Origin of the sequence: Roseovarius arcticus, assembly GCF_006125015.1 — a bacterium.
Taxonomy (GTDB): Bacteria; Pseudomonadota; Alphaproteobacteria; order Rhodobacterales; family Rhodobacteraceae; genus Roseovarius; species Roseovarius arcticus.
Genome location: NZ_SZZN01000001.1, coordinates 1,300,684 through 1,322,380, shown reverse-complemented (window position 1 = coordinate 1,322,380; position 21,697 = coordinate 1,300,684). Strand labels below are relative to the sequence as shown.

The 21,697-nt window shown below is 55.3% G+C and carries 18 protein-coding genes and 1 pseudogene; 8 read left to right on the top strand and 11 right to left on the bottom strand.

Annotated elements, in window-relative coordinates; genetic code table 11:
• The first annotated feature begins 15 nt into the window (after nucleotides 1-15).
• Complete coding sequence (locus tag MK6180000_RS06215; RefSeq protein ID WP_138933949.1) at nucleotides 16-912, top strand: IS481 family transposase; 897 nt, start codon at nucleotides 16-18, stop codon at nucleotides 910-912.
• A gap of 276 nt (nucleotides 913-1,188) precedes the next feature.
• Nucleotides 1,189-2,361 carry an aminotransferase class V-fold PLP-dependent enzyme gene (locus tag MK6180000_RS06210; RefSeq protein ID WP_138933948.1) on the top strand — a complete coding sequence of 391 codons (1,173 nt, stop codon included), beginning with the start codon at nucleotides 1,189-1,191 and terminating at the stop codon, nucleotides 2,359-2,361.
• Here the strand turns inward: MK6180000_RS06210 and MK6180000_RS06205 are convergent.
• Together MK6180000_RS06205 and MK6180000_RS06200 are read right to left on the bottom strand one after the other, a co-directional pair.
• Nucleotides 2,331-4,364: an ABC transporter permease subunit gene (locus MK6180000_RS06205; RefSeq protein WP_171054562.1), complete on the bottom strand. Its 2,034-nt coding sequence runs from the start codon at nucleotides 4,362-4,364 to the stop codon at nucleotides 2,331-2,333. The genes MK6180000_RS06210 and MK6180000_RS06205 overlap by 31 nt on opposite strands.
• On the bottom strand, nucleotides 4,322-5,347 hold the full coding sequence (locus MK6180000_RS06200) for an amino acid ABC transporter substrate-binding protein (protein WP_212751877.1): 1,026 nt from the start codon (nucleotides 5,345-5,347) through the stop codon (nucleotides 4,322-4,324). Before MK6180000_RS06200 ends, MK6180000_RS06205 begins: the two co-directional genes overlap by 43 nt.
• Before the next feature lie 194 nt (nucleotides 5,348-5,541).
• On the opposite strand from MK6180000_RS06200, the gene MK6180000_RS20265 reads away from it, so the two are divergent.
• On the top strand, nucleotides 5,542-5,748 hold the full coding sequence (locus tag MK6180000_RS20265; RefSeq protein ID WP_171054561.1) for a hypothetical protein: 207 nt from the start codon (nucleotides 5,542-5,544) through the stop codon (nucleotides 5,746-5,748).
• Between the two features lie 367 nt (nucleotides 5,749-6,115).
• Here the strand turns inward: MK6180000_RS20265 and MK6180000_RS06190 are convergent, their stop codons facing one another.
• Nucleotides 6,116-7,012, bottom strand: a complete 897-nt coding sequence (locus MK6180000_RS06190; RefSeq protein WP_138933946.1) for a LysR substrate-binding domain-containing protein — start codon at nucleotides 7,010-7,012, stop codon at nucleotides 6,116-6,118.
• Between the two features lie 143 nt (nucleotides 7,013-7,155).
• Here MK6180000_RS06190 and MK6180000_RS06185 point away from each other — a divergent pair, with 143 nt between their 5' ends.
• The 4 genes from MK6180000_RS06185 to MK6180000_RS06170 are packed head-to-tail and all read left to right on the top strand — an operon-like array spanning nucleotide 7,156 to nucleotide 9,623.
• Nucleotides 7,156-7,791: a cysteine hydrolase family protein gene (locus MK6180000_RS06185; protein ID WP_212751876.1), complete on the top strand. Its 636-nt coding sequence runs from the start codon at nucleotides 7,156-7,158 to the stop codon at nucleotides 7,789-7,791.
• Complete coding sequence (locus MK6180000_RS06180; protein ID WP_138933944.1) at nucleotides 7,791-8,105, top strand: GYD domain-containing protein; 315 nt, start codon at nucleotides 7,791-7,793, stop codon at nucleotides 8,103-8,105. The genes MK6180000_RS06185 and MK6180000_RS06180 overlap by 1 nt, the downstream gene beginning before the upstream one ends.
• A gap of 3 nt (nucleotides 8,106-8,108) precedes the next feature.
• Nucleotides 8,109-8,924 carry an ABC transporter substrate-binding protein gene (locus MK6180000_RS06175; protein WP_138933943.1) on the top strand — a complete coding sequence of 272 codons (816 nt, stop codon included), beginning with the start codon at nucleotides 8,109-8,111 and terminating at the stop codon, nucleotides 8,922-8,924.
• Nucleotides 8,925-8,930: 6 nt separating this feature from the next.
• Nucleotides 8,931-9,623, top strand: coding sequence for an amino acid ABC transporter permease (locus MK6180000_RS06170; RefSeq protein ID WP_138933942.1), 693 nt, complete (start codon nucleotides 8,931-8,933; stop codon nucleotides 9,621-9,623).
• Nucleotides 9,624-9,635: 12 nt separating this feature from the next.
• Here MK6180000_RS06170 and MK6180000_RS06165 read toward each other — a convergent pair whose 3' ends face one another.
• The 5 genes from MK6180000_RS06165 to MK6180000_RS06145 all read right to left on the bottom strand — a co-directional run bounded on the left by MK6180000_RS06165 (nucleotide 9,636) and on the right by MK6180000_RS06145 (nucleotide 16,107).
• A complete protein-coding gene (locus MK6180000_RS06165) occupies nucleotides 9,636-10,406 on the bottom strand; it encodes an MBL fold metallo-hydrolase (protein ID WP_138933941.1) in 771 nt (256 codons plus the stop codon).
• 183 nt (nucleotides 10,407-10,589) lie between these two features.
• Nucleotides 10,590-11,393, bottom strand: a complete 804-nt coding sequence (locus MK6180000_RS06160) for a DeoR/GlpR family DNA-binding transcription regulator (protein ID WP_138933940.1) — start codon at nucleotides 11,391-11,393, stop codon at nucleotides 10,590-10,592.
• 235 nt (nucleotides 11,394-11,628) lie between these two features.
• Nucleotides 11,629-13,707 carry an ABC transporter permease gene (locus MK6180000_RS06155; protein ID WP_138933939.1) on the bottom strand — a complete coding sequence of 693 codons (2,079 nt, stop codon included), beginning with the start codon at nucleotides 13,705-13,707 and terminating at the stop codon, nucleotides 11,629-11,631.
• Nucleotides 13,704-14,801: a quaternary amine ABC transporter ATP-binding protein gene (locus tag MK6180000_RS06150; RefSeq protein WP_138933938.1), complete on the bottom strand. Its 1,098-nt coding sequence runs from the start codon at nucleotides 14,799-14,801 to the stop codon at nucleotides 13,704-13,706. Before MK6180000_RS06150 ends, MK6180000_RS06155 begins: the two co-directional genes overlap by 4 nt.
• 283 nt (nucleotides 14,802-15,084) lie before the next feature.
• Nucleotides 15,085-16,107, bottom strand: a complete 1,023-nt coding sequence (locus tag MK6180000_RS06145; RefSeq protein WP_246040443.1) for an ABC transporter substrate-binding protein — start codon at nucleotides 16,105-16,107, stop codon at nucleotides 15,085-15,087.
• Between the two features lie 270 nt (nucleotides 16,108-16,377).
• Here MK6180000_RS06145 and MK6180000_RS06140 point away from each other — a divergent pair, with 270 nt between their 5' ends.
• Nucleotides 16,378-18,744, top strand: a complete 2,367-nt coding sequence (locus tag MK6180000_RS06140) for a DUF1989 domain-containing protein (RefSeq protein ID WP_212751875.1) — start codon at nucleotides 16,378-16,380, stop codon at nucleotides 18,742-18,744.
• Nucleotides 18,745-18,758: 14 nt separating this feature from the next.
• Here MK6180000_RS06140 and MK6180000_RS06135 read toward each other — a convergent pair whose 3' ends face one another.
• The 3 genes and pseudogenes from MK6180000_RS06135 to MK6180000_RS20840 form a co-directional block, all read right to left on the bottom strand.
• Complete coding sequence (locus MK6180000_RS06135) at nucleotides 18,759-20,000, bottom strand: GAF domain-containing sensor histidine kinase (protein WP_138933936.1); 1,242 nt, start codon at nucleotides 19,998-20,000, stop codon at nucleotides 18,759-18,761.
• Nucleotides 20,001-20,975: 975 nt separating this feature from the next.
• Nucleotides 20,976-21,215, bottom strand: coding sequence for an ATP-binding protein (locus tag MK6180000_RS20845; protein WP_281283938.1), 240 nt, complete (start codon nucleotides 21,213-21,215; stop codon nucleotides 20,976-20,978).
• Nucleotides 21,216-21,262: 47 nt separating this feature from the next.
• Nucleotides 21,263-21,616, bottom strand: a pseudogene (locus MK6180000_RS20840) (ATP-binding protein); the annotation flags it as partial.
• Nucleotides 21,617-21,697 lie beyond the last annotated feature (81 nt).

Below are 21,697 nucleotides of genomic sequence, written 5' to 3'. Positions count from 1 at the left end.
GTGGAGGAAGTTTTCATGACGAACGAAGAACGGGACATCCAACGTAAGTTGCGAGTGCTTCAACATGCCGAGAAGGTCGGCAATGCCCGCAAAGCATGTCGATATTTCGGGGTTGGAAGATCCAGTTTCTATAGATGGCGCGATGCGTATCAAAAACATGGCGAAGCTGGCCTGAAGAATGCCAAATCAATTCCTAAGAACCCAGCCAATCAAACGCCGCCCGAGATCGTTGATAAGGTCCTGTATCTGCGTCGCAAGTATCACCTGGGGCCAATCCGGATCGTCTGGTATTTGGCGCGTTATCACGACATCAAAATCTCGGATGCTGGGGTCTACCGCATCCTCAAGCGCAACGGTCTCAACCGTCTGCCCAGAGGCACACGAATGCGTAAACTGCACACCAAGCGCTATCAAAAACAGGTTCCGGGGCACCATATACAGGTCGACGTTAAGTTCCTGACCTTCAACGAAAAAGGTAGCAAGAAAGTACGTCGTTTCCAATACACAGCAATTGATGACGCAACGAGAGTCCGCGCCCTTCAGATCTACGAGAAGCACACCCAGGCGAACGCGATCAAATTCATTGACCACATCATCGAAAAATTCCCATTCCGTATTCGTGAAGTTCGAACTGACAACGGCCATGAGTTCCAAGCCAAATTCCATTGGCATGTCGAAGACCTCGGCATCAGGCACGCCTACATCAAACGCGGCACGCCTCAGCTCAACGGAAAAGTCGAGCGCTCACACCGATCCGATCAGCAGGAATTTTACCAGCTTCTAAGCTACAAAGGTGACGTCGATCTCGAGGCCAAACTCGACGAATGGGAACGGTTCTACAACTTCGCCAGACCGCATGGTGCCCACAACGGGCAAACCCCTTACGAAGCTCTCAGAGACAAGCTACAGTAACCCAGCAAGTGTCCCGTGGGTCCGTCCAGGTTACAATCACCGCCGCCCGCACAAAGCCCTTGGCGGTCGACCACCTGCAGTGGTCTACTCACTACGAACCAAAGTCACGCAACCCGATCAGCAGGAGCAAAGACGAGCTTAGAAAGCGCCAGATCCTGTCCAAGGAATGGGGAGCACCTCAATGTTCAGTGATACTGTACAGTATTGACGTTGGTTGAAGCCTCGGGCAATCCATGCAAACAGATCACGGATCAAACAAAAACTTGGAGCGCGACCATGGACGATATTGCCCCTTGGCGCTCAGACTTTGGTATCCCCGAAGATATCAGCCATCTCAACGCCGCCTTCATGACTCCGCCACCGCGTCATGTGCTTCACGCCGGACGTGAGGGAGTGGGAACAAAAGCGCAGCCATGGAAGCTTAGCCGCGCAAGCTTCTATGACGATGTAGAGAAGGCGCGTGCATCGGCGGCGCGCCTGATTAACGCAGCGCCCGATGATATCGCCATCGTCGGCTCCACCAGCTACGGGATCGCAGTCGCTGCGAAAAACCTGACCGTTGCTGGCGGCACGACAATTTTGGGCATCGCTGGCGAGCACCCATCGCAGACATATGCGTGGACTATGCTGGCTCAAGAGGTTGGCGCAACTGTCGAGCACGTCGACCGTGTAAATGGACAATCCTGGGCAGACGCGTTGATTGCGCGGATCAAGGACCGCAGTAGACCACCTGTGTCCGTGCTCGCGCTGACGCAGGTTCATTGGTCGGATGGATCTGTTATCGATTTGGTAGCGATGGGTGTGGTGGCGCGGGCGCATGGGATTGCACTCGTAGTGGATGCCACTCAGTCGGCCGGGATCATGGATCTTGACGTCGAGATTATAAAACCAGACTTTATCGCCTTCGCGACCTACAAATGGCTGCTCGGGCCTTATTCGTTGGCGTTTCTTTATGCCGCGCCATGGCAGCAGGACGGACAGCCGCTCGAGCATCATGCCTTCAGCCGCGTTGGAGCGGATGGATACAGCAATCAATATGACCGCTCGCTTAATTTTATGCCGGGTGCGCGCCGTTATGACATGGGCGAGCGCAGCAACTTCATGACGTTGCCTATGGCGATAACGGCGCTGGACTATCTACAGGAAATCGGAATTTCCGTTATCCGCGAGCACATTGCAGATATCACCACTGCGATTGCAGGACATGCCGAGTCATGCGGCGTTGGTGTCATCGCCGCCGACCAACGTTCGCCCCATCTTTTGGGATTGTCCGGACCAGAGGGATTTTCCGACGGCCTAGTTGAGGCTCTTCGATCAGAGAATGTCTTCGTCAGCGCCCGCGACGATATTGTCCGGGTCGCGCCGCACATTTATAGTGGTGGGCGCGATGCGGCCCGTTTCGCCGCTGCACTGGAGAGCTATCTTAGCCGTTCGAAGCGACGCGCGTAGCGAGCCAGAGAATAGCATATGGCGAAATAAATCAAAGCCGTGAAGCAGTAGCCCTCTAGCGAGTAAAGCCGCCAGGACGGATCGACGACTGCCGCCTTGGTCGCGGCCAGCACGTCCATCAAACCGACGATGAACACCAGGGACGTGTCCTTGATCGCGCCGACGAAGGTGTTGACGATGGCGGGCCAGGAAATTCGTACCGCTTGAGGCAGCACGATGAGGCCAAAGATCATTACCCGATTCATGCCCAGCGTCCGCGCCGCCTCTGCTTGGCCCGGAGGCACGGCGAGCAAGCCGGCTCGGAAGACTTCGGCCAAATAGGCGCTGGTGATCATGATGAGCGCGAAAAGAGCGCGCCAGAATTTGTCTGGAGTCCATGCCGCGGGCAGAATATGCGGTAGCAGGATTGCCACGCCAAACAGCAAAAAGATCTGCGGTACTGCTCGGAAAACATCGATCACTGCATAGGCCGGGACGGAAAAGATGCGCCGCGGCGACATCCGCGCCAGTGCGAGCGCCAGACCAATTGGTAGCGCGAGGAAGATCGACAGCACCGACAGTGCTATGGTCAATGGTAGGCCGCCCCAGAGCACGATATTAACTGTAGGCAGTGACAGGCCACCTCCCATGAGCCAATACCAGACAGCAATGGCGACACTGATGCTTGGCAGGGCCAGCAGCGGCTTGCGCCGTACGAAACGGGCCGCAAAGATAAGCGATAGTGCCAGCACGGCGGTCGCCAGCACCGGACGCCATCCTAGCCCGAAAGGATATGAACCAAGCAAGATCAGGCGGTACTTTTCGGCGATCATCGCCCAGCACGCGCCGTCGGCCGCGCGACATTCTTCGGGCGAACCAGTCCACACCGCCTGAAACACGCTCCAATTCAGCAAATGCCAAACTAGGAATCCCCCTACGACGCCCAATGCAATTGTCCCTGCCTTGCGCCATGGCGTTTTGATCCAGTCTTGCCATTCCATCTGGACACTCACCGGGAGTGATACCGAAAGCGATGCCTTGCCGCGTAGCATCTGGCTGCGATGGTAGAGTGCAAGCGCACCCGACAAAAGCAAGTTCAACCCAAGGAATGCGGCCACGACGATGACCGTTCCAAGAACGGCATCTCCGCTCCGGTTCATGAGGGTACTGACCACGGCGACCAGATCGGGAAATCCGATGGCGACGGCCAGCGATGAGTTCTTGACCAATGCCAGAAACTGGTTGGTCGACGGTGGGATTATAAAGTTCAGCGCTTGGGGCAGCACGACCAAACGCATCCGTCGGTAAAACCTCATCCCCAGCGCTTGCGCCGCGTCTATCTGCCCAGACGGTACGGACATGATCCCGGCGCGGAAAATCTCAGCTAGATAACTGGCATGGAACAGCGTCAGCCCGAAGAGAAGCGCCGCCAGCTCAGGGCTCAGCGTCATGCCACCAGTGAAGTTAAATCCGGTGAGCTCGGGAAAGGAAAGACCATTCATCGTGATGGTTGGAATGGCGACACCGCGATTGCTGAGAAAGACTGACGGCAGGATTTCTACCGCGTTTCGCGCGGCTGGCAGGTTATTGATCAGCAGCCCATACCATAAGAAGAGTTGCAGCACGACGGGGGTATTGCGCAACGGCTCAATCACCAAACCGGCCAATAGGCGGAATCCCGGAAAGGCGCTCAGTCGCAGCGTTGCCAGCACCAACCCTATAAGTGTGGCAAGAACGGCGGCGGCCAATGCTACTCTTACTGTGTTGGCCAGCCCAGCCAACAGCGTCCAATACAGCGCGTCAGACGCAGAGACCGCAAATACTGATTCCGGAATCTGAAATCCTGCGCGTTGGCGAAGAAGAGCCAGCACATCGGAAACATATCCGCCGCTAGACAGAACGTAGATCGTCAAAATAACAATGACCAACGCCGCAGCGCCGATCATTGCCTTTGAGCGCGGCGCGTCCGAGATGCGCGTGGTCACTGCACGGGCGACGAATACATTAAACCACCATCTGTCCAAAGCGCGTTCAGGCCACGCTCTAGCTGTAAGGGCGTATCGGGGCCGAGATTGCGATCATAGACTTCGCCATAATTGCCGACCGCGGAGATGACCCGCGCCGCCCAATCATCGTCCAGCCCGAATGACTTGCCTATCCCTTCCTGCACACCCAGAAGACGCTGGATGGCGGGGTTTGGAGATTGCTCCATCTCTTCGACATTCGCTTGGGTAATGCCCAATTCTTCTGCCTCGACTAGTATGTTGCGAGTCCAAGCGGCTAGTTTGTACCATTCAACATCGTCGCTGCGCACCACTGGCGCAAGGGGCGATTTGGTGATGCGTTCAGGCAGGATCATGAAGTCTGCCGGAATCTCGGCGCGCGTCGCGCGGCTGGCCGACAGGGTAGATGCATCCGACAGGTAGACGTCGCATCGCCCAGCGTAAAAGGCCGACTCTAGTTCAGGCAGGCTTTCGATAACGACCGATTTAAAGGTCATGCTGTTTGCGGCGAAATAGTCGACTAGGTTTTGTTCGTTCACCGTGCCGGGCTGAACGCAAACCGTGGCACCGTCTAATTCGTTTGAAGCGGTAATGCCCAGTGATTTTGGCACCATAAAAGCCTGTCCGTCGTAGAAGATCGTGTCGACGAATAGGACCGGCAGTGTGCCGTCGCGGGTCGAGGTTTTGGTGGTGTTGCGAGACAGAACATCAATATCGCCAGCCTCCAAGACCTGAAAACGCTGCGCCGAACTGAGCGGCACAAAGCGGACCTTGGCCGGATCGCCGATGGCGGCAGCAGCTACCGCTCGGCAATAGTCCACGTCGAGACCGGACCAAGCTCCATTGGAATCAGGGAGCGACAGCCCAGCAGAGCCTTGGCTCACACCGCAGACCAACTCTCCGCGCTCCTTGACCTTATCTAGTGTCGCGCCAGCCTCAGCGTCCGTTACACCCGTTGCTACGGCTGCAGAGACCACAAGTGTAAGTAAGATGTGCTTTTTCAATGTTTTCTCATTTCTATATTAAATGTCACTCAAGACTGCCCCGGTTTTAAAATCGGGATTTGACCCACCCGTTTGTTATGCTCGCAGCATCATGATTGCGTCAACGGTGTTGTCCCCTCCATTTCCTTTTCACCGGCTTGGACCTGGCATTGAAGCGCTAGCTATCGTTACGGTCTTGTCAGAATGTGGCAGCGATGAGTGAGATGATTGAGCATAGCGGTTGTCAACTTGGCATTATCAAAGCCAGCGACAGGTCTCTGATCGGCTCGGGGCAAATGGAAGGTAGCGAGCTGGAGCGTTTCGTTCGCGACAACGTGCTGAGCAATAAAACCCTTGCGGCAGTTTACGGATGGGCGCTGTGGACGATCGCATGGCACGTGTCGATCCGGCAGGGCGGGTGATCGGGATCGAGGGGCTGCATGATACCGAAGCACTTCCCCAGCATCGGCGCAGGTTCCGCGCTCGCCCGGATCAATGACCGCATCCTTTGTGTTGTTATGGCTTGCTTGTGAAGATGAATCAGGGTGGTCCCACTCCGCCCAGGGCTTTCTTCAGACCAGATCTTGCCACGAAAAACGCAGATCGCCGATTACTAATGTGATCATCCGGGATGGAACACTTAGTCAACAGCAAGAGAGGACGGGGTGGAATGCCGCAGAAACGTTAAAATTTTTTGCTTGCAAGTCAATCATTGAAACCGTCAGTGTAACCACCGGTTTTGGTTTGACCTGACTTCATAATCGGGACTGATAAATGACGGACAAAAAATCACCCCATATCCGGAGGGAGCATACGCAAGACTTCTGCGCGTATTTTCTCATGAAACCAGTTATTTATTTTTGATGGTTGGGAGACAAAATAGTAAGCTCGAGAGCCTGGGATACTCATGTTAAATGGTTGTACCAGACGGCCGCTACGGAGATCACCGCCGACTAGGGCGTCCGACACGAGGGCCAATCCTTGACCGTTCAAAGCGCTTGTTACCGCTTGTCCGATTGACGGAAGAAAAACGTTTGAGACCCCGTCCAGTGAAACACCTGCGGTTTGGCTCCAACGCAACCATTCCTGACCGTCATCTTCATGCAACAGCGTATGCCCGCGCAAGGATCTTCTATCGTCCTGGCCGTCCATCGTTGGCAATGCGCAGGGCGCACAAACTGTGCGCAGATTTACCTCGCGCAGCAGGCTCCACCAGAGGTTTTCGAAAGGCGGATGATCATAGACGATGGCCATGTCGAGATCGGTCCAGTCCAGGGTAGACGCGCGCGTATCCGACGAAATTTTGACATTCGCGATCGAGTGGGCTCGGCAGAAATCGATCAACGCAGAGCAAAGCCAAGCTGTACCCAGCGAGGGGGGCACCGACAAAGCAAGCCGACTCGGCGGCTCTGACTCGCGTTTATCTCCGAAAATGCCTAGCTCCAAGTCGACAAGCGATCGGCGCACGACACCGTAGAAGGCCTGACCGTCAGCGGTAAGAACAAGGCGCCTCCCGTCGCGCATGAACAGATCGAGGCCTGAGGCGTTCGAAAGCTTCTTTAATTGCAGCGATACCGCGCCGGGTGACAGGCCAAGTTCGCGAGAGGCAGTGCGCAACGAGCCGCATCGCGCGACCGCTTCGAAACAGCGCAGAAAGGGAAGGTAACGGAAGGAACCAGGTTTCAAACTGTTGAGTTTTCCTGCGCTAAATTGACGAGATATACTCGCTTTTATAGATGATCAAAGCGCACTAATCTAGCGCTATGATAACATCACACCCCTTTGACTGGCCCTATGACCATCGCTTAGACCCTGCGCGGACAGCGCTTTTGGCGATCGATTTGCAGCATGATTTCGTCTCGGCGCAAGGATATTTCGCAAAGCTGGGTTATGATCCAGATATCTTGCGCGCAGTAATTCCCAACGTGAACCGATTGAGCAAAGCAATGCGTCGAGCAGGGGGGCTGATCGTCCATACACGGCAAGGATATCGCGCGGACAAAGCCGATATGACACCGTACGAGGTCTGGCGGCGCGAACGTAACGGTTTAGCCGGAACACAAGTGATGCTGCGCGGCCAGCCCGGCTTTGAAATCGACAGCGGAGTGAACGTGGAGCCGACCGACGTTCTCATCGACAAAACCGCCAATGGATCATTCACGCACACCGATCTGGAGCATGTGTTGGGCGCGCACGGGATCACTCACCTGATCCTTGCAGGTGTCACTACCGAGGTTTGCGTTCACACCACCCTTCGCGAAGCCTGCGACCGCAACTATCAATGCCTTACAGTATCGGATGCCTGTGCCAGCGGAGATGCCGACATGCACAAGGCTGCGATAAGGATGGTGACTGTCGAGAATGGCATCTTTGGCGTTGTCGCCACCACAGATGCCGTGGTCGCCGGTTTCGATAACCTGGCCAAGAACTGTGACCCTTGCCAAGACAGAACAGAGAAGACCTGATGCCATTGTTTATCTCTCTTATGCGCCTCACCCAACGCGGCTTGGATTCGCTTAAGGAAAGCCCGGCCAGACGCGAAACAAGCGAACGTCGAGTTGCGGCACTCGGAGGGCGGTCGATATCGTTTCACGCGACGCTCGGTCCTTACGATTTTGTTCAACTGTTCGAGATGCCAGACTCTGCGTCCATGCTGCAATACGCCTTACTCGCCCGGCAGGATGGATTTGTGGATCCGATCATCTTGCCCGCATTCGACTCCACCAACTACGATGCCATCGTGACCGGTGCCATCGCCCAACTTTCACAGGAGACTTGACTCATGCTTCAACTATCCTTGGCCTCCGCTGCAATCCTTGCCGCGTTGAGCTGTGTCGCGTCGGCACAGACGAGCGCACCAAATTTCGTCGAAAACGGAGAATTAGTGGTTTGTACCACTGCGAGTTTTCCTCCGCTGACCTATCGGGCCGACCCGGGTGACACAGCGCCTATAGGCATTGACATCGACGTGGCAACGGAACTGGCCCGTCGGTTCGACGCAACGCCAAAGTATCAAACAACCGACTTTTCAGGTTTGCTTCCGTCACTTTCGGCAGGACGGTGCGATCTCATCATCAGCGGCATCTATATCAATACCGAACGGCGCAAGACCTTCTCTGGCATTTCGTATATGCAGTCGACCACAGCGATTATAACGGCCGCCACCAACACGGACATCACATCGCCCGAAGATTTGAGTGGCAAGGTTATCGCGCTAGAAAGCGGCGCATATTATAATGAAGAACAGATCGTGCCGCTGAATGCCGAGCTCGAGGCCGCGGGCAAGCCCGCGATCCAAGTGCGCGATTATCCAACGCCCCAAGAAGCCACGCAGCAGGTGATGATCGGGCGGGTCGACGCTACGATGTCTGAGGGAACCGAGGCTGCGTACCGGATGGCCCAGGCGCCGGGCAAGTTGCGGGTCGCCTACGTCTATCCATCGGCGTTCACGTATGGCATCTATATTCAACCCGACGAGGCGAATACGCAGGCAGTTGTTTCTGCGTTGAAAGAAATGAAGTCCGAAGGGTTTTTTATAACACTTGCCGAGAAATATGGACTTAACCCGACCATTTTCGATGTCGACTACGACTCCTGAAGCATAATGTTTGACTTCCAGCTCTTTCTAAACGCCTTGGTCACCCCGGCGCTTCTGTGGGGAGCTGGAGTCGCAGTGTTGCTCTCGGCGCTTGTTTTCGCGGTTTCGTTTCTACTATGCCTTCCGATGGCGCTCTGGCTGGATGCGCCGCAAGCCCCACTTCGCATATTTGCACGCAGTTACACGTGGATTTTTCGCGCCGCGCCATTGCTGTTGATCCTCCTGCTTGTCTGGAACGGTCTGCCGCAGATCATCCCCGCGCTGATCCGATCCGACTGGTATTCCCCCTTCGTTGCGGCTTTTTTGGCGATGTCCCTCGTGACGGTGGCCTACATGGCAGAAATCATGCGCGGTGCCCTTCGCTCCGTGGGGTCGGGACAAAAGGATGCGGCCCGTGCGCTTGGCCTTCGGCCATTTCTAAGTTTTTTTCTGGTAGTTCTTCCTCAGGCGCTACGCGTGGCAGCACCTGTGTTGATGAACGAATTGATAAGCTTGGTGAAGCTGACGTCGCTTGCATACATAATCTCGCTACGTGAGATCATGGCAGTGGTAAATGATGCAATCGCGAGCACCTTTCGCTTCGTCGAGTGGTATTCTGCTGCTCTGGTCTATTACATCGGAATTGTATCAATCCTGATGCTGGTGCAGATGTTAGTCGAGGGGCGGCGGGCGGATTATCTAGCTGGGCGCCTATCCTGATTTCAAGTGATTTCAACCAGCCAAATAGACTTGAATCAGATGCCGCATACGGTCGCCCGTCATCGGTTGTCCGTGACCGCCAAGCGCAAGATCCACCGGCAGGGTCAGCAATCGTTTCAAACTCCGCCGATAGGTGGCGCGATTAGAGTGAAATAGCCCATCGACCAACATACCGTCATAGATAGCGTCCCCCGTTATCAGAAGCCTGTTTTGCGCATCATAAAGAGCGATGCAGGCTGGGGAGTGCCCCGGAACCTCCAACACGTCAAATATCCGATCACCTAAGCTGATCGTATCGCCTTCGACCAATGCCCGGCTTACTGTCGCGGGCTGCGGCCCGAATTGTGCAGGATCAAACTTGTTGGGCTGCATGGTAACCAACGGCCCGGACAGGTTGGGGGCCGGTACGATCATTGCGCTGATATCGTCCAGCGCATATCCGGGTCCCGCCAAAGTCTCGTTTGGGTCCGCCGTTTTCAGTGCCTCCACGATATTTGTATTGCACCAGATGCCGGGAAATTCCACTAATCCGCCGACGTGATCAGCATGCGCATGGGTCGCCACAACGATGAGGCGCGTCAGATCTTCTACAGATAGTTCTGGAAGAAGTGGTACGATACCATTGCCGGTGTCGACCAACAGATCGGCGTCACGCCCCCGTAGGAACCAGATGTTCGATTGCATGAATTTAATAACGTAAGGTTCGGAGAGGCATTGGATGTTGTCGGTGACCTCCGTAGTCGAAAACCAGGGAGCATCCGGCTTTAAGCGGAGTAGAGTCATGGTGAGGGTCCAAATTTATATACGCGAATCTTGAGCACTATGGGATATGTTGCCTTCTGTTGTGATAGCAAATCTTGATCTCTTGACCGTCTTTCTCACTAGTCGAAAAAACTAAGCCCAAATCACGCCTGTTTCAGGGGAAAAGGCCATAGATTTGATGCGTCATAAAGATCAACCAGCGGTCTAATTCCGGCGATGATTCTGAGCTTTGCATAGGTGCGATGAGGCGCCTCCGGCAACCAGCAACTGCTTGCTTTCAAAAAGCTGAGCAAAACGGCTGCCGGGATCGGCGTCGCACACGATGATGTCGTCGGGTCTTAGTCGTGGCAAGCGCAGAGGCGGCAATGATCCATCTAGCATATATTTGGACTTGTCGACCGCCATCACCGTAATACGGGATATGTCGATCATTGCCCGCGCGATATCCACTTCGCATTGATCATAGCCTAGGAATCCCATTGCGGGATCCACTCCAGACGATGAAACGACGGCATAATCCACCGACAGGCTGGCGATCACATCGAAGGCGGCCTTGTCGAAAGCAGCTCCGTCGTGATTGCGCAACTGCGTTCCTGCCATGAACACCCGATTGCCCTCGATCATGGACAGGGTGCTGGCAATGTACGCTGAATTAGTCACAACGCTGAGGTTCTTCTTGGCCCGCAGCGCCTGCGCGACGAAGCCAGATGTCGACCCGGTATCAATAGCAAGAGAACTTCCGTTTTCGATGAGGTTCGCAATGCGGTTTGCGATGGCGACTTTGGCGCTGCGATTCCTATTCATGCGTAGCAGAAATGGCGGATCGGTCGGGTTCTGGGTGCTGACCAGGGCCCCGTGAACCTTCCTGAGATCCCCTCGCGCCTCCATTGGCTTGACGATCCTGCGGATAGTCTGATCTGAGACGTGTAGGATCTGCGCCAATTCGACGACGGTCACGGTGCCACGCAAATTGACGGTGTTCAGGATATCCTGTTCGTGCTTGGACATGTGAATACACTCACGTTGATGAAAGTCTTTTGCGTTTTTCCTGCATCAGGAAAAGCGGAAAAGGCTAGCGTTCCGTCCATATTGCATGTTGGTAGCATCCAGAAGGCCTTGGTCGGCCCATAGGGTTCTAATTATCAAGTGATAGGGGTCACATCTCCCATATAATTATACAATATTGTAGCTTCTTGTCGATTTGACGCCGTGACTTTGATCTGCTCCAGCAAGTAGGCCGCGCCTAATCCAAACCCAGCAGCGCCTTTTTGCGCGCCGCCCAGGTCCGGACAATCTGATCGACAGCCAACCCCATGAACGCCACGCACAGTCCCAAAGTCAGGCCTATCCCGGTGCCCTGCGGATCCGATATTGCTTTTAGGATCAGCTGTCCCAGATCGGTGGTGCCGATGAAGGCACCGATGATGACCATAAAGAGCGCGAACACCACCGTCTGACTGATCCCCAGCATGATGTGTGGAAACGCCACCGGAAAGTCGATCGAGACCAGCCGCTGGATACGTGAAACTCCGGACATCGATCCAGCATCTTGCAGGACTGGGGGAATGCTGCGCAACCCTTCCACCGTGAACCGTGTCGCGGGCACCGTGGCATAAATAATGGCCGCAATGATAACCGACGTGTCAGTGATGCCGAACAGCAGGATCACAGGAATCAGATAGATGAATGACGGGAATGTTTGAAAGAAATCGCACACCAGCAGGGTGGCGCGGCTGGCATGCTCATTCTGAGCGCATAGCGTTCCGACCGTGACACCTAGAACGCCCGAAATGACCACCGCGAGCGATGCCATGTAAGCCGTGATCAGCGCCCGGTCCCAGTATTCCGAAAACGCGATAAACAGCAGGTAGAAGCACACGATCACGGCTGAGCGGATGCCTGCCAGAATAAGGGCGACCCCCACTACAAGCACGAAGGTGGCGATCACCGGCATCGCCAAATAAGCGTCCCGCATTGGGACCAAAACGAAGGATATTACAAACTTGTTAAAGGCGTTGAGCGGCCCGAAGAACGTATCCCAGATCCAGTCGACCACGGCCTGCCAGAACGGCTCGGTCGTCAGGCCCTTATTGTGGGGGATCTGATAGAGATAGTTGAAATCCTGATCGAATATGAATTTCCCGAGATAGGCCAGCGCGGACCCGGCAACCAAAATGGCCAGCAGGATAAGCGCGTTTGAGTGTCGTTGAAGAAATGTCTGCTCTGCAAAATAATCAGTTTGCAGGTTGGCCCAAGATAGTGACAGTTTGTCCAGAAGCACGGCGAGCAACACAATGCAGATACCGATCTCTATACCAGTTCCGATCTTCAGCGAATTCAGCGCTATCATCAGATTTGAGCCAAGGCCTTGCGCGCCTACAAAGGACGCGATCACCGTCATCGCCAGACATTGCATGACTACTTGGTTGACGCCCAACAACACGTCGCGTTTCGCTGCGGGGATCATAACTTTCAGCATCAGCTGTGAATTGCTACACCCGGTCATCAATCCGGCCTCAACTACCTCATCGGGCACATTCTTCAATCCCAGTAAAGTCAGACGCACCATCGGCGGTGTCGCAAAGACAATCGTGGCGATGGCGGCCGCGTGATCGCCTACACCGAACAACACGATTACAGGGACCAGATAGGAATAGTGCGGCATCGTCTGCGCAACGTTTAGGAACGGGTTGACCGCTGCCTCGACCATGCGGCTTTTGTAGCTCCAAGCACCCAACGCCAAGCCCAAAAGGGCCGCGACCGGCGCAGTGATCAAGACGAATGACAGGGTCTGCATCGATGGCTCCCACTGTCCAAATATGGAGATAAAGACCGTGGTGACTCCAGCCAAAACAGCCAAGCCCAGACCTTGAAGTTTGTAGCCTAGAAAAACCACCCAACCCACCACGACCGTCCAAGGCAGCGCAGGCCAGACGGCCCAGGGGTTTTCCTTGACAAAATCCCAGCTTGTAAAGGCGACGATAGTTTTTACGCCACCCAGCAAAACCTCACGCACGGCGTTGATGACAAATAGGATTCCTGTCGAGATCGCCCGCGTCAGCTCACGGAAAAGCGGCTTTGGTTCGTACTCATCAATGACAGGGTCATAGACGTCGATTGGCCACCATTCGAACATCACAAACCGGACGCCGTCATTGATGAGATAAGGCAATTGCTTCAGCAACGGGGGCAAGCGCCACAGCGGATTGGTCTCGGACGGCGCGATCAGCGCGCACAGCGCCGTAAAGACGGCCAAAAGCAGCGCGAATTGAACGGGCTTGGTAAGTTTTGGGATGGATGAAAACGCGCCTTTGGATTTCATGTCGGCTGCCTGCCCGTATCACCGAACAGGATTTTGAGTACATGAGACGGATGCACTGAACCTACCAATGTGCCTTGGGCGTCGACCACCCCGACGCCCATGTGCTGGCTTAGCACGGCCTCGGCGACAGTCGCGATGATCGCGTCTTTAGAAACTCTCAGATCGCTCAGCTCTTCGGTTGGATCGACGGGGTCCATGACAGCCTGAATTTTTAGTACCTTTTCGCGCGGAACATCTTTTGTGAATTTGCGCACATAGTCAGTTGCAGGGTTAAGAACGATGGTTTCCGGCGTATCAAGTTGCTCAATCACGCCATGTTTCATGATCGCGATCCGGTCTGCCAAACGAAGCGCTTCGTCAAAATCATGCGTTACAAAGAGGATTGTCTTACTTAGCACTTGCTGGAGTCTCAAAAACTCGTCCTGCATTTCCTTCCTGATCAGCGGATCAAGAGCCGAGAAAGGTTCATCCAGAAACCAGATGTCAGGCTCGATGGCAAGGGACCGGGCAATGCCGACGCGCTGTTGCTGGCCGCCTGAGAGTTGCCGGGGGAAATAGTTTTCGCGCCCATGCAGCCCGACCAGCTGCACCATCTCCATCGCCCGCGTAATGCTGGCCTTTGTCGTCTTGCCCTTCACCTGCAATGGAAAGGCGATGTTCTCAAGAACAGTCTTGTGAGGTAGCAATCCGAAATTCTGAAACACCATGCCCATCTTGTTGCGCCGCAGTTCGATCAATTGCTTAGAGGTCATCGACAGCAGGTCTTGCCCGTCAACGATAATCTTGCCGGCGGTCGCCCTGGTTAGCCGGGAAATGCAGCGCAGGAGAGTTGATTTGCCAGACCCCGACAGGCCCATGATCACCAACAACTCCCCTTCAAAGACGTCGAACGTAGCGTTGTTGACGCCAACGACACAACCTACGGCCTGTGCCGTCTCGGCGTCGATATTGCCTTTGGCTTGCCCTATCAGCTTGGCGGCGTTCTTGCCGAAGACCTTGAAGACACCCTCACACCGCACCGCAACTCCGGCTGAATCCTTGGCCTCCTCTTGCAGAGGCAAAGCCCGCCTTTTTATATTGGATGTGTCCTGCATTGAGTTCCCTAAGCGCGTCGATGCGCCAATATTTTGTGTCATCAAGGAGGCTTGGCAAGCGTGGCGCGACACTCCTTACTTAGGCGAAGGTACGGGTGGCCGCCGGTTGCTGCGGGCGCCATGCGCCTGCCGTATGCCCGTCGATAAGCCGGAAGGATGACTATGTAGGTGCGACGGCACGACATACGGAGGCGAGATCAGTCCGCACCGAGACGCGATTTATCACAGCGTCTCGGTGCCCCCGTCCGCCTGTATCGACGGACGAGAGGCAAGATGCCGATTTTTACGGTAGCGATGACTCGGTCCAGGGTTTCCAGACCTCTTCATTGTCCGCCAGCCATTTTTTGGCGGCATCTTCATGCGTCATTTTGTCGACATCTACCAAGGCAGCCATTTGGCCAATTTGAGGGGTCGTGAATGACACCTTTGAGAATGCGGTATACGCCTTTGGATGCGACTTCGGGAACTTATAATTGGCAGCTTTCTTCAGCCACCCGCGCGGAGATCCGCAGCCAGTCGTCGACATATCGCCGCCATCAGCAATCCTGCACCCATCGAAGTAAGGGGGGAATTCGATAAAGGTAAAGCCCGACGCATCGGTGAAGTTGGGTGTCCAGTTAAAGATGATAGTTCCCCGGCCTTCGCGCTCGGCTGCATCCAGTTCGACCCAAAGTGCATCACCGGTGCCTGCGAACTTCACCATCCACGTGTCGTCCAGACCCAGACCCTCCAGACGGTTCGGCATCACGTCGCCGTGCCAGCTGAGAGGCCCTTCTAGCCAACGCCCCTTGCCGCCAGAATCTGGCGTCGCAAAGACTTCCTGACAATTTTTCAAAGCTTCCCAGTTAGGTAAACCTGGGCAGAGATCCTGTTCGATGACCCAATTTGGCACGCCCATTTCTTCGAGGGTTTCCGCCGCATGGGTCCCCGCGTCGATCAGTCCGCCTTGCTCCATCGCGTTGTAAAAGGCATTCTGATGCGTCGCCTGCCAGACTTCGTGACCGATTGTTAGATCGCCGTTTCGAATGGCCTCAAAAGCTGCTTGATTGTCGACAGGAACGTATTCAACAGTGTTTCCCTGGCTTTCAAACATGCCGCCGATGACATGCGCCATAACGATTTGGCTGGACCAATTCTTAATCGGGATCTTGATCGGCTCATTGCTGTCTGCGACAGCAGGCGCAGCTATGCTCGCGGCAGCCAGGGCAAGCGCGGGCAAAAATGCCTTTCTGGCCCTTTTATTAAATAAATTCATTATTTCCTCCGTGTCGGCCTTTGGCCTTGTTTCGCGGGGATAGAAATCCACGCGCGTCTAAGCTTCAGTGAAGTTGTCCCTCCCATAGCAGGCCCAGTAATTTTCAAGTATTTATTGCCGCGTAAACGATATAAATCAACACATTTTCATTGTTTTGAGACATTTTTGAACTTATGCTGAGTGTAAATCGACAAACTTCGCCAATAGTACAAGCCAATTTAGCGTTCATGATGGTCGCGCACCCGACACTGCATCAAGCTTTGCCAAGAGTCATGCGGGCCGATGATGACACGTTCACACACCGAACCAAGGGGAACGGGCATGGGTCGAATGAGTGTCAACGCTAGCCGCTGGGGGCATCTTGTTGAACCGGGGTTATCGCTCTGGCAGCAGGGCATTGAGCGACACGAGGTTATGTCGCGTTCGATATGCGTGCTGAATGTCTCAGAAGGAGACACCCTCGACATCCAAGATGTCGAAGGGGGGCAAGCCTGCGACCTTTTCTTTCTTGCGGGTGGTACTAAGCCGGATTTGGAAGGCTTGCAGCAAACGAGTGAGCAGGCCCACGATGTCGTCGTAGATTTCAACCGCTATGACAACTGCCTCGATCCGGTCTTTCTTGGCAGGCTGCGGGCCTTAATTCAAATACAGCCTGGCAGTACGCCCCGCGCGCGGGCGTTCCAGCTCTTCAAAGATCGCCACCAGCCGCATGTACATTACCAATTCACTGCCCGAGCCGAGGGCCTTTTGATCGCCGTCGCGCCTGCACGCGAAATGGGAATTGATGGGCGCGACGCGCCCGCGACGATTGAATTTTTGGTCGGGCGAACTAATCCACAGTTGAACACTTGGAAACGACTGCCAGACCCATTGGCCGATCCCTTGCAGGAAATCCACGTGGCCCATTCATCTGCCGTTGAATACCAAATACGTGAGGGTGAATACATTCAGATAATGGATGTCTCTGGACGTCAGTGCTCGGACTTTCAGGCGTTGACTCTGCGGGGACTGGACCGGGGGCGAGACCTAGGGATCGACCATTCCACGACACGGTCGTTGAACGGCAATGCTTATCCGGGTCCCGGCTTGCATTCCAAATTTTTCAATGTGGACCAAGAACAGATGTTCGAGGTGATTAGGGATACCGTTGGACGCCATGACACATTCGGGTTGGCCTGTTTCCCGCGCTTTTACGAGGAATTGGGTTATCCTGGTCACGTCAATTGCACCGACAACATCAACGTTGTTCTCGATCCCTATGGCGTCGCCCCGCGGGCAGGATGGGAGGCCGTCAACTTTTTCTTTAATTCGCGCGCCGAGCACGACAATTCCTTATCCATGGACGAGGGCTGGTCGCGGCCTGGCGATTATGTGCTTTTGCGCGCGCTTACGGATTGCGTCTGCGTTTCGACGTCCTGTCCCAATGACCTAGACCCGGCGAATGGCTGGAACCCAACTGATATTCATATCCGGACCTACGGCAAAAAAGAACTCTTCTCAAAATCGGTAGCAATCAGAATGACTCCAGATGCCTCACCCAAGCTAACCCGGAATTCCGCCTTTCATCCGCGCACGTCGGGCTTGGCCAAAGACTACGTAGACGTGGCGGGGGTCTGGTTACCAAAAAGCTACCGCAATCACGGCGCTGTGGCCGAATATCATGCCTGCCGTCAAAAAGTGATGATGATGGACATGTCGTCGCTGCGCAAATTCGAGATCACCGGCCCAGACGCCGAGGCGCTTTTGAACTTGTCGCTTACCCGCAATGTCCAAGCTATGTCGGTTGGGCAGGTTGTCTATTCCTCAATGTGCTACGAAACTGGCGGCATGATCGACGACGGCACGCTGTTTCGTGTGGGGCAGGACCTGTTTCGGTGGGTCTGTGCCGAAGACTATTGCGGTGTCTGGCTGCGCGAACTGGCGGAAAAGCATAATTTCAAGGCTTGGGTCAAGTCATCGACTGAGCAACTAGCAAATCTCGCGGTGCAAGGGCCATGCAGCCGCGATACGCTGGCTAAAATCATCTGGACCCGCGATGACGAAACGCCGTTGGAGCAACTTGGATGTTTTCGGTTTTCCACTGCCAGACTGTACGGCTTTGACGGCGTGCCCATCGTGGTATCGCGCACCGGCTATACCGGCGAGTTGGGGTATGAGGTTTTTTGCAGCCCCCATAACGCCGTCACGCTTTGGGATGCTATCGCTGACGCAGGCGACGCGTTTGGGATCATGCCTTGCGGGTTCGACGCGCTCGAGATGCTCCGCGTGGAGGCGGGTCTGGTCATGGGGCACCATGAGTTCGACGATACCATTGACCCCTTTGAGGCCGGCATCGGGTTTACTGTTCCGCTGAAATCCAAAAATTCGAATTTTATCGGACGCGCCGCGTTGGAGCGACGAAAGACGGATGGGTGGCATAGCCTTGTTGCACTGGAACTGGCTGGCAATGAGATGGCCGTGCATGGTGACGCAGTCTATCAAGGACGTGCTCGGATCGGGGTGATCACAAGCGCCGCGCGGTCCCCGCTATTGGACAAGAACCTCGCCCTCTGCCGAATTGATAAATCTCATGCCGATACCGGAACCTCAGTTGAAGTTGGCAAGCTGGACGGACACCAGAAACGCATCAAGGCGCAGGTCGTTCAAACTCCTGTCTACGATCCCGAAAGGCGACGTCTACGTGCATGACGAAACGGACCTTATCAGGCGGCCGCTACCAGCACAGGCACCTTGAAAGCGAACGTAGTGGTCCCGCTCTCGCAGATCACTTCGATTTCACCACCATGGGCGACTGCGATGCAGGAAGCGATGTAAAGGCCGAGCCCCAGGCCCTCTCCATTCGCACAAGCGCCGCGCTGAAACGGGTGGAACAAGTTTCCCCGCAGTTCGTTGGGCACGGCCTCGCCTTGATTGGCCACGCTGATCTCTATGCTGCACTCGCTGATCAGACCCTGCACCTTGATCGGCGCGCCAAGTGTCCCGTAGCGAACGGCGTTCGACAACAGATTTGAGATCGCCTGCGCGACGCGGGGCGCATCGCAGCTGACTGGCCGGTCGAAAGACAGATCAAGTAGGATCTTGTGCTCCGGAGATGCCACGCGGATCTCCTCGACGATCTGGGTAATGGCCTCGGCCAGCGGCGCCTCCGGCGTGGCGGAAATACGGATGCCACCTCCGAGCCGTGCCTTAGCGTGCATCATGATGTTCTCGATCAGGTCATTCATGCGATGCAGCGAAGATCGCATTAAAGGCAGGATTTCTCGCGCCCTGTCGGTCAATGGCTCCTTGTCCAGTTGCCTAAACCCGGCATCGAGCGCCGCCACGGGGTTGCGCAGATCATGGCCGAGGACAGCCACGAACTCTTCTTGAATACGGGCCAACTCGCGCTCCTGCGCTACTAATTGTTCCTGTGCTTCCAGTCGCTCCTCTGTCTCTAGGCTCTGGCCAATGACATTCGCAAACATCTCCAGCATGGCAACCGCGCGCGGGTGTTTAACGTCGCGGGGCTCCGTGTCGATCGCGCAAAGTGTTCCGAAGAAGCTCCCATCGCTGCGGTGAATCGGGATCGAGGCATAGCTCACAATGCCGAACTTGGCAGCGATGGGATGGTCTCCATAAACGTCGTCAGTCGCAGTATCGTTAAATAGGACCTTCTTGGACGTTTCGCGGACTGACTGGCAAAAGGTCGACTGGATCTCTATCTCATCGCCCTCAACCAAGCCAAAATTGACCTCGTCTACAGTGCGGCAAGCGACCCAGCGGTCGGCAGTCACCCGCGCGACGGCTGCGAAACGCATGTTCGTGGCCAGCATGACCGTTTCGAGGATGGTGCCGACGAGATCGCTGCCCGCGAGCATCTGAATATCGGACTGAAAGTCATGCTCACCCGCCAGAAAGGCGGTATGATCCTGAATGACGGCTTGCCGCAGCGTCTTGTCGTTCATTGTTGTCTCCCATGCTTGCCCCCTCGGTAACACCCGTGGAGCGCAGAGCAAATAGATTGCCACTATCTACCGGACCAACCGGACGAATATCGGAAATGCCAGGCGGTATGCATTGTGCCTATAACGACTGAAAGGCGCCACGGACCTAACCCTCGCGCTGTGCAAGCCGAAGCAGATTGCAATTCGAAATCGAGAAAACTCGCACAATTAGCCTCGAGGCGGCCATTTCAAGGAGTTGCGCGTCTGAACAACTCCATCCTACTTATGAGCTAGTGCCTGCGGCAAACTTGGAGCAGTTCACACTTCATCGCTCTGCCCCTCCGGGTCACGTAGCCTTACTTTGCAAAGTCACGCCCGGGGCGTTGGCTATATCGCCGGTTGCGAGAAACTGAATGCCCTCCCCTTCGAGAGCTGAGCGCAGAGCGTCTGCAGAGCGCATCTGCATCCCGCCTTTGCCGCTTTCGAACCGGCCGTGCCTTTGGCGCACCGCTTTGCGCCCTGCCGCAGCACCAGTGTAGCACCGTGGCTTTGCTCCGAAACGCAAAAAGTGCCCCGAGGGGCACTAGATCGTTGGTTTAATTGGAAAATTTGGTTGCGGGAGCTCGATTTGGACACTGTTTCACAACGCTCCGCGAAATCCGGATCATACGGTGAAGGGTCTGACGTCAACATCTTTGGGATAAATTGAAGACTTTAGGACCCCCCAAAAACGTCCCGAAGCGCGGCCTAAATTCCAGCCATTCACATCTACATAACCCGGCCCTTCACCTGGCCTTTTAGAGTTTCGCGGCCTATTGCTGGTAGGTCTCCCAATGTGACGGGTTACATTTAACCAAAGCGCAGAATGTCAATCGGCGCTGAATACTGACCCCATATCGGCATCCAATATTGACCCCCTTGTGGTGTGTTGATCAGGGTCTGTCCCGACTTAGCTGATCAAGTTGCGGAGGCGGGATAGACCTTGATCGGTTGGGATCAGGCGCGGTTTTTGAAGCGCCAGGACTCGTTTCCGGTTTCGACTATCTCACAGTGATGCGTAAGCCGATCGAGCAGCGCGGTCGTCATCTTGGCATCCCCGAATACCGACGGCCATTCACCGAAGGCGAGGTTCGTTGTGACGATGATGGATGTGCGCTCGTAGAGTTTGCTGATCAGATGGAACAGCAGCTGCCCGCCCGCTTGGGCGAAGGGCAGATACCCCAACTCATCAAGCACGATGAAGTCGAGGCGTGTCAGGTAATCGGCGGTGCGCCCCTGCTTGCTTAAGCGCGGGTCTCGGCATCGAGCCGGTTCACCGTGTCGATGACGTTGAAATAGCGGCCGCGTGTGCCATTGCGGATCAGCGCCCGGGCAATTGCGATCGCCAGATGCGATTTTCCGGTGCCAGTGCCGCCGATCAGAACGACATTGCGCTGGTCGGCCACAAAGGTGCCGGTGGCGAGATCGCGCACCAGCCCTTCGTTGACCGGCGTGTCCGCAAAGTGGAAGTCTTCCAGATCCTTCGCGAGCGGCAGCTTCGCCACGGTGAGCTGGTATTTGATCGAGCGCGCCTGCTTCTCGGCGATCTCCGACTGCAGCAGATCTCCCACGATGCGCGGCGGCTCGAACTGGCGCTTGATGCCCGTGGCCATGACCTCGTCATAGGCACTGCGCATCCCGTAGAGTTTGAGGGTTCCCATCAGTTCCAGAACACGGTG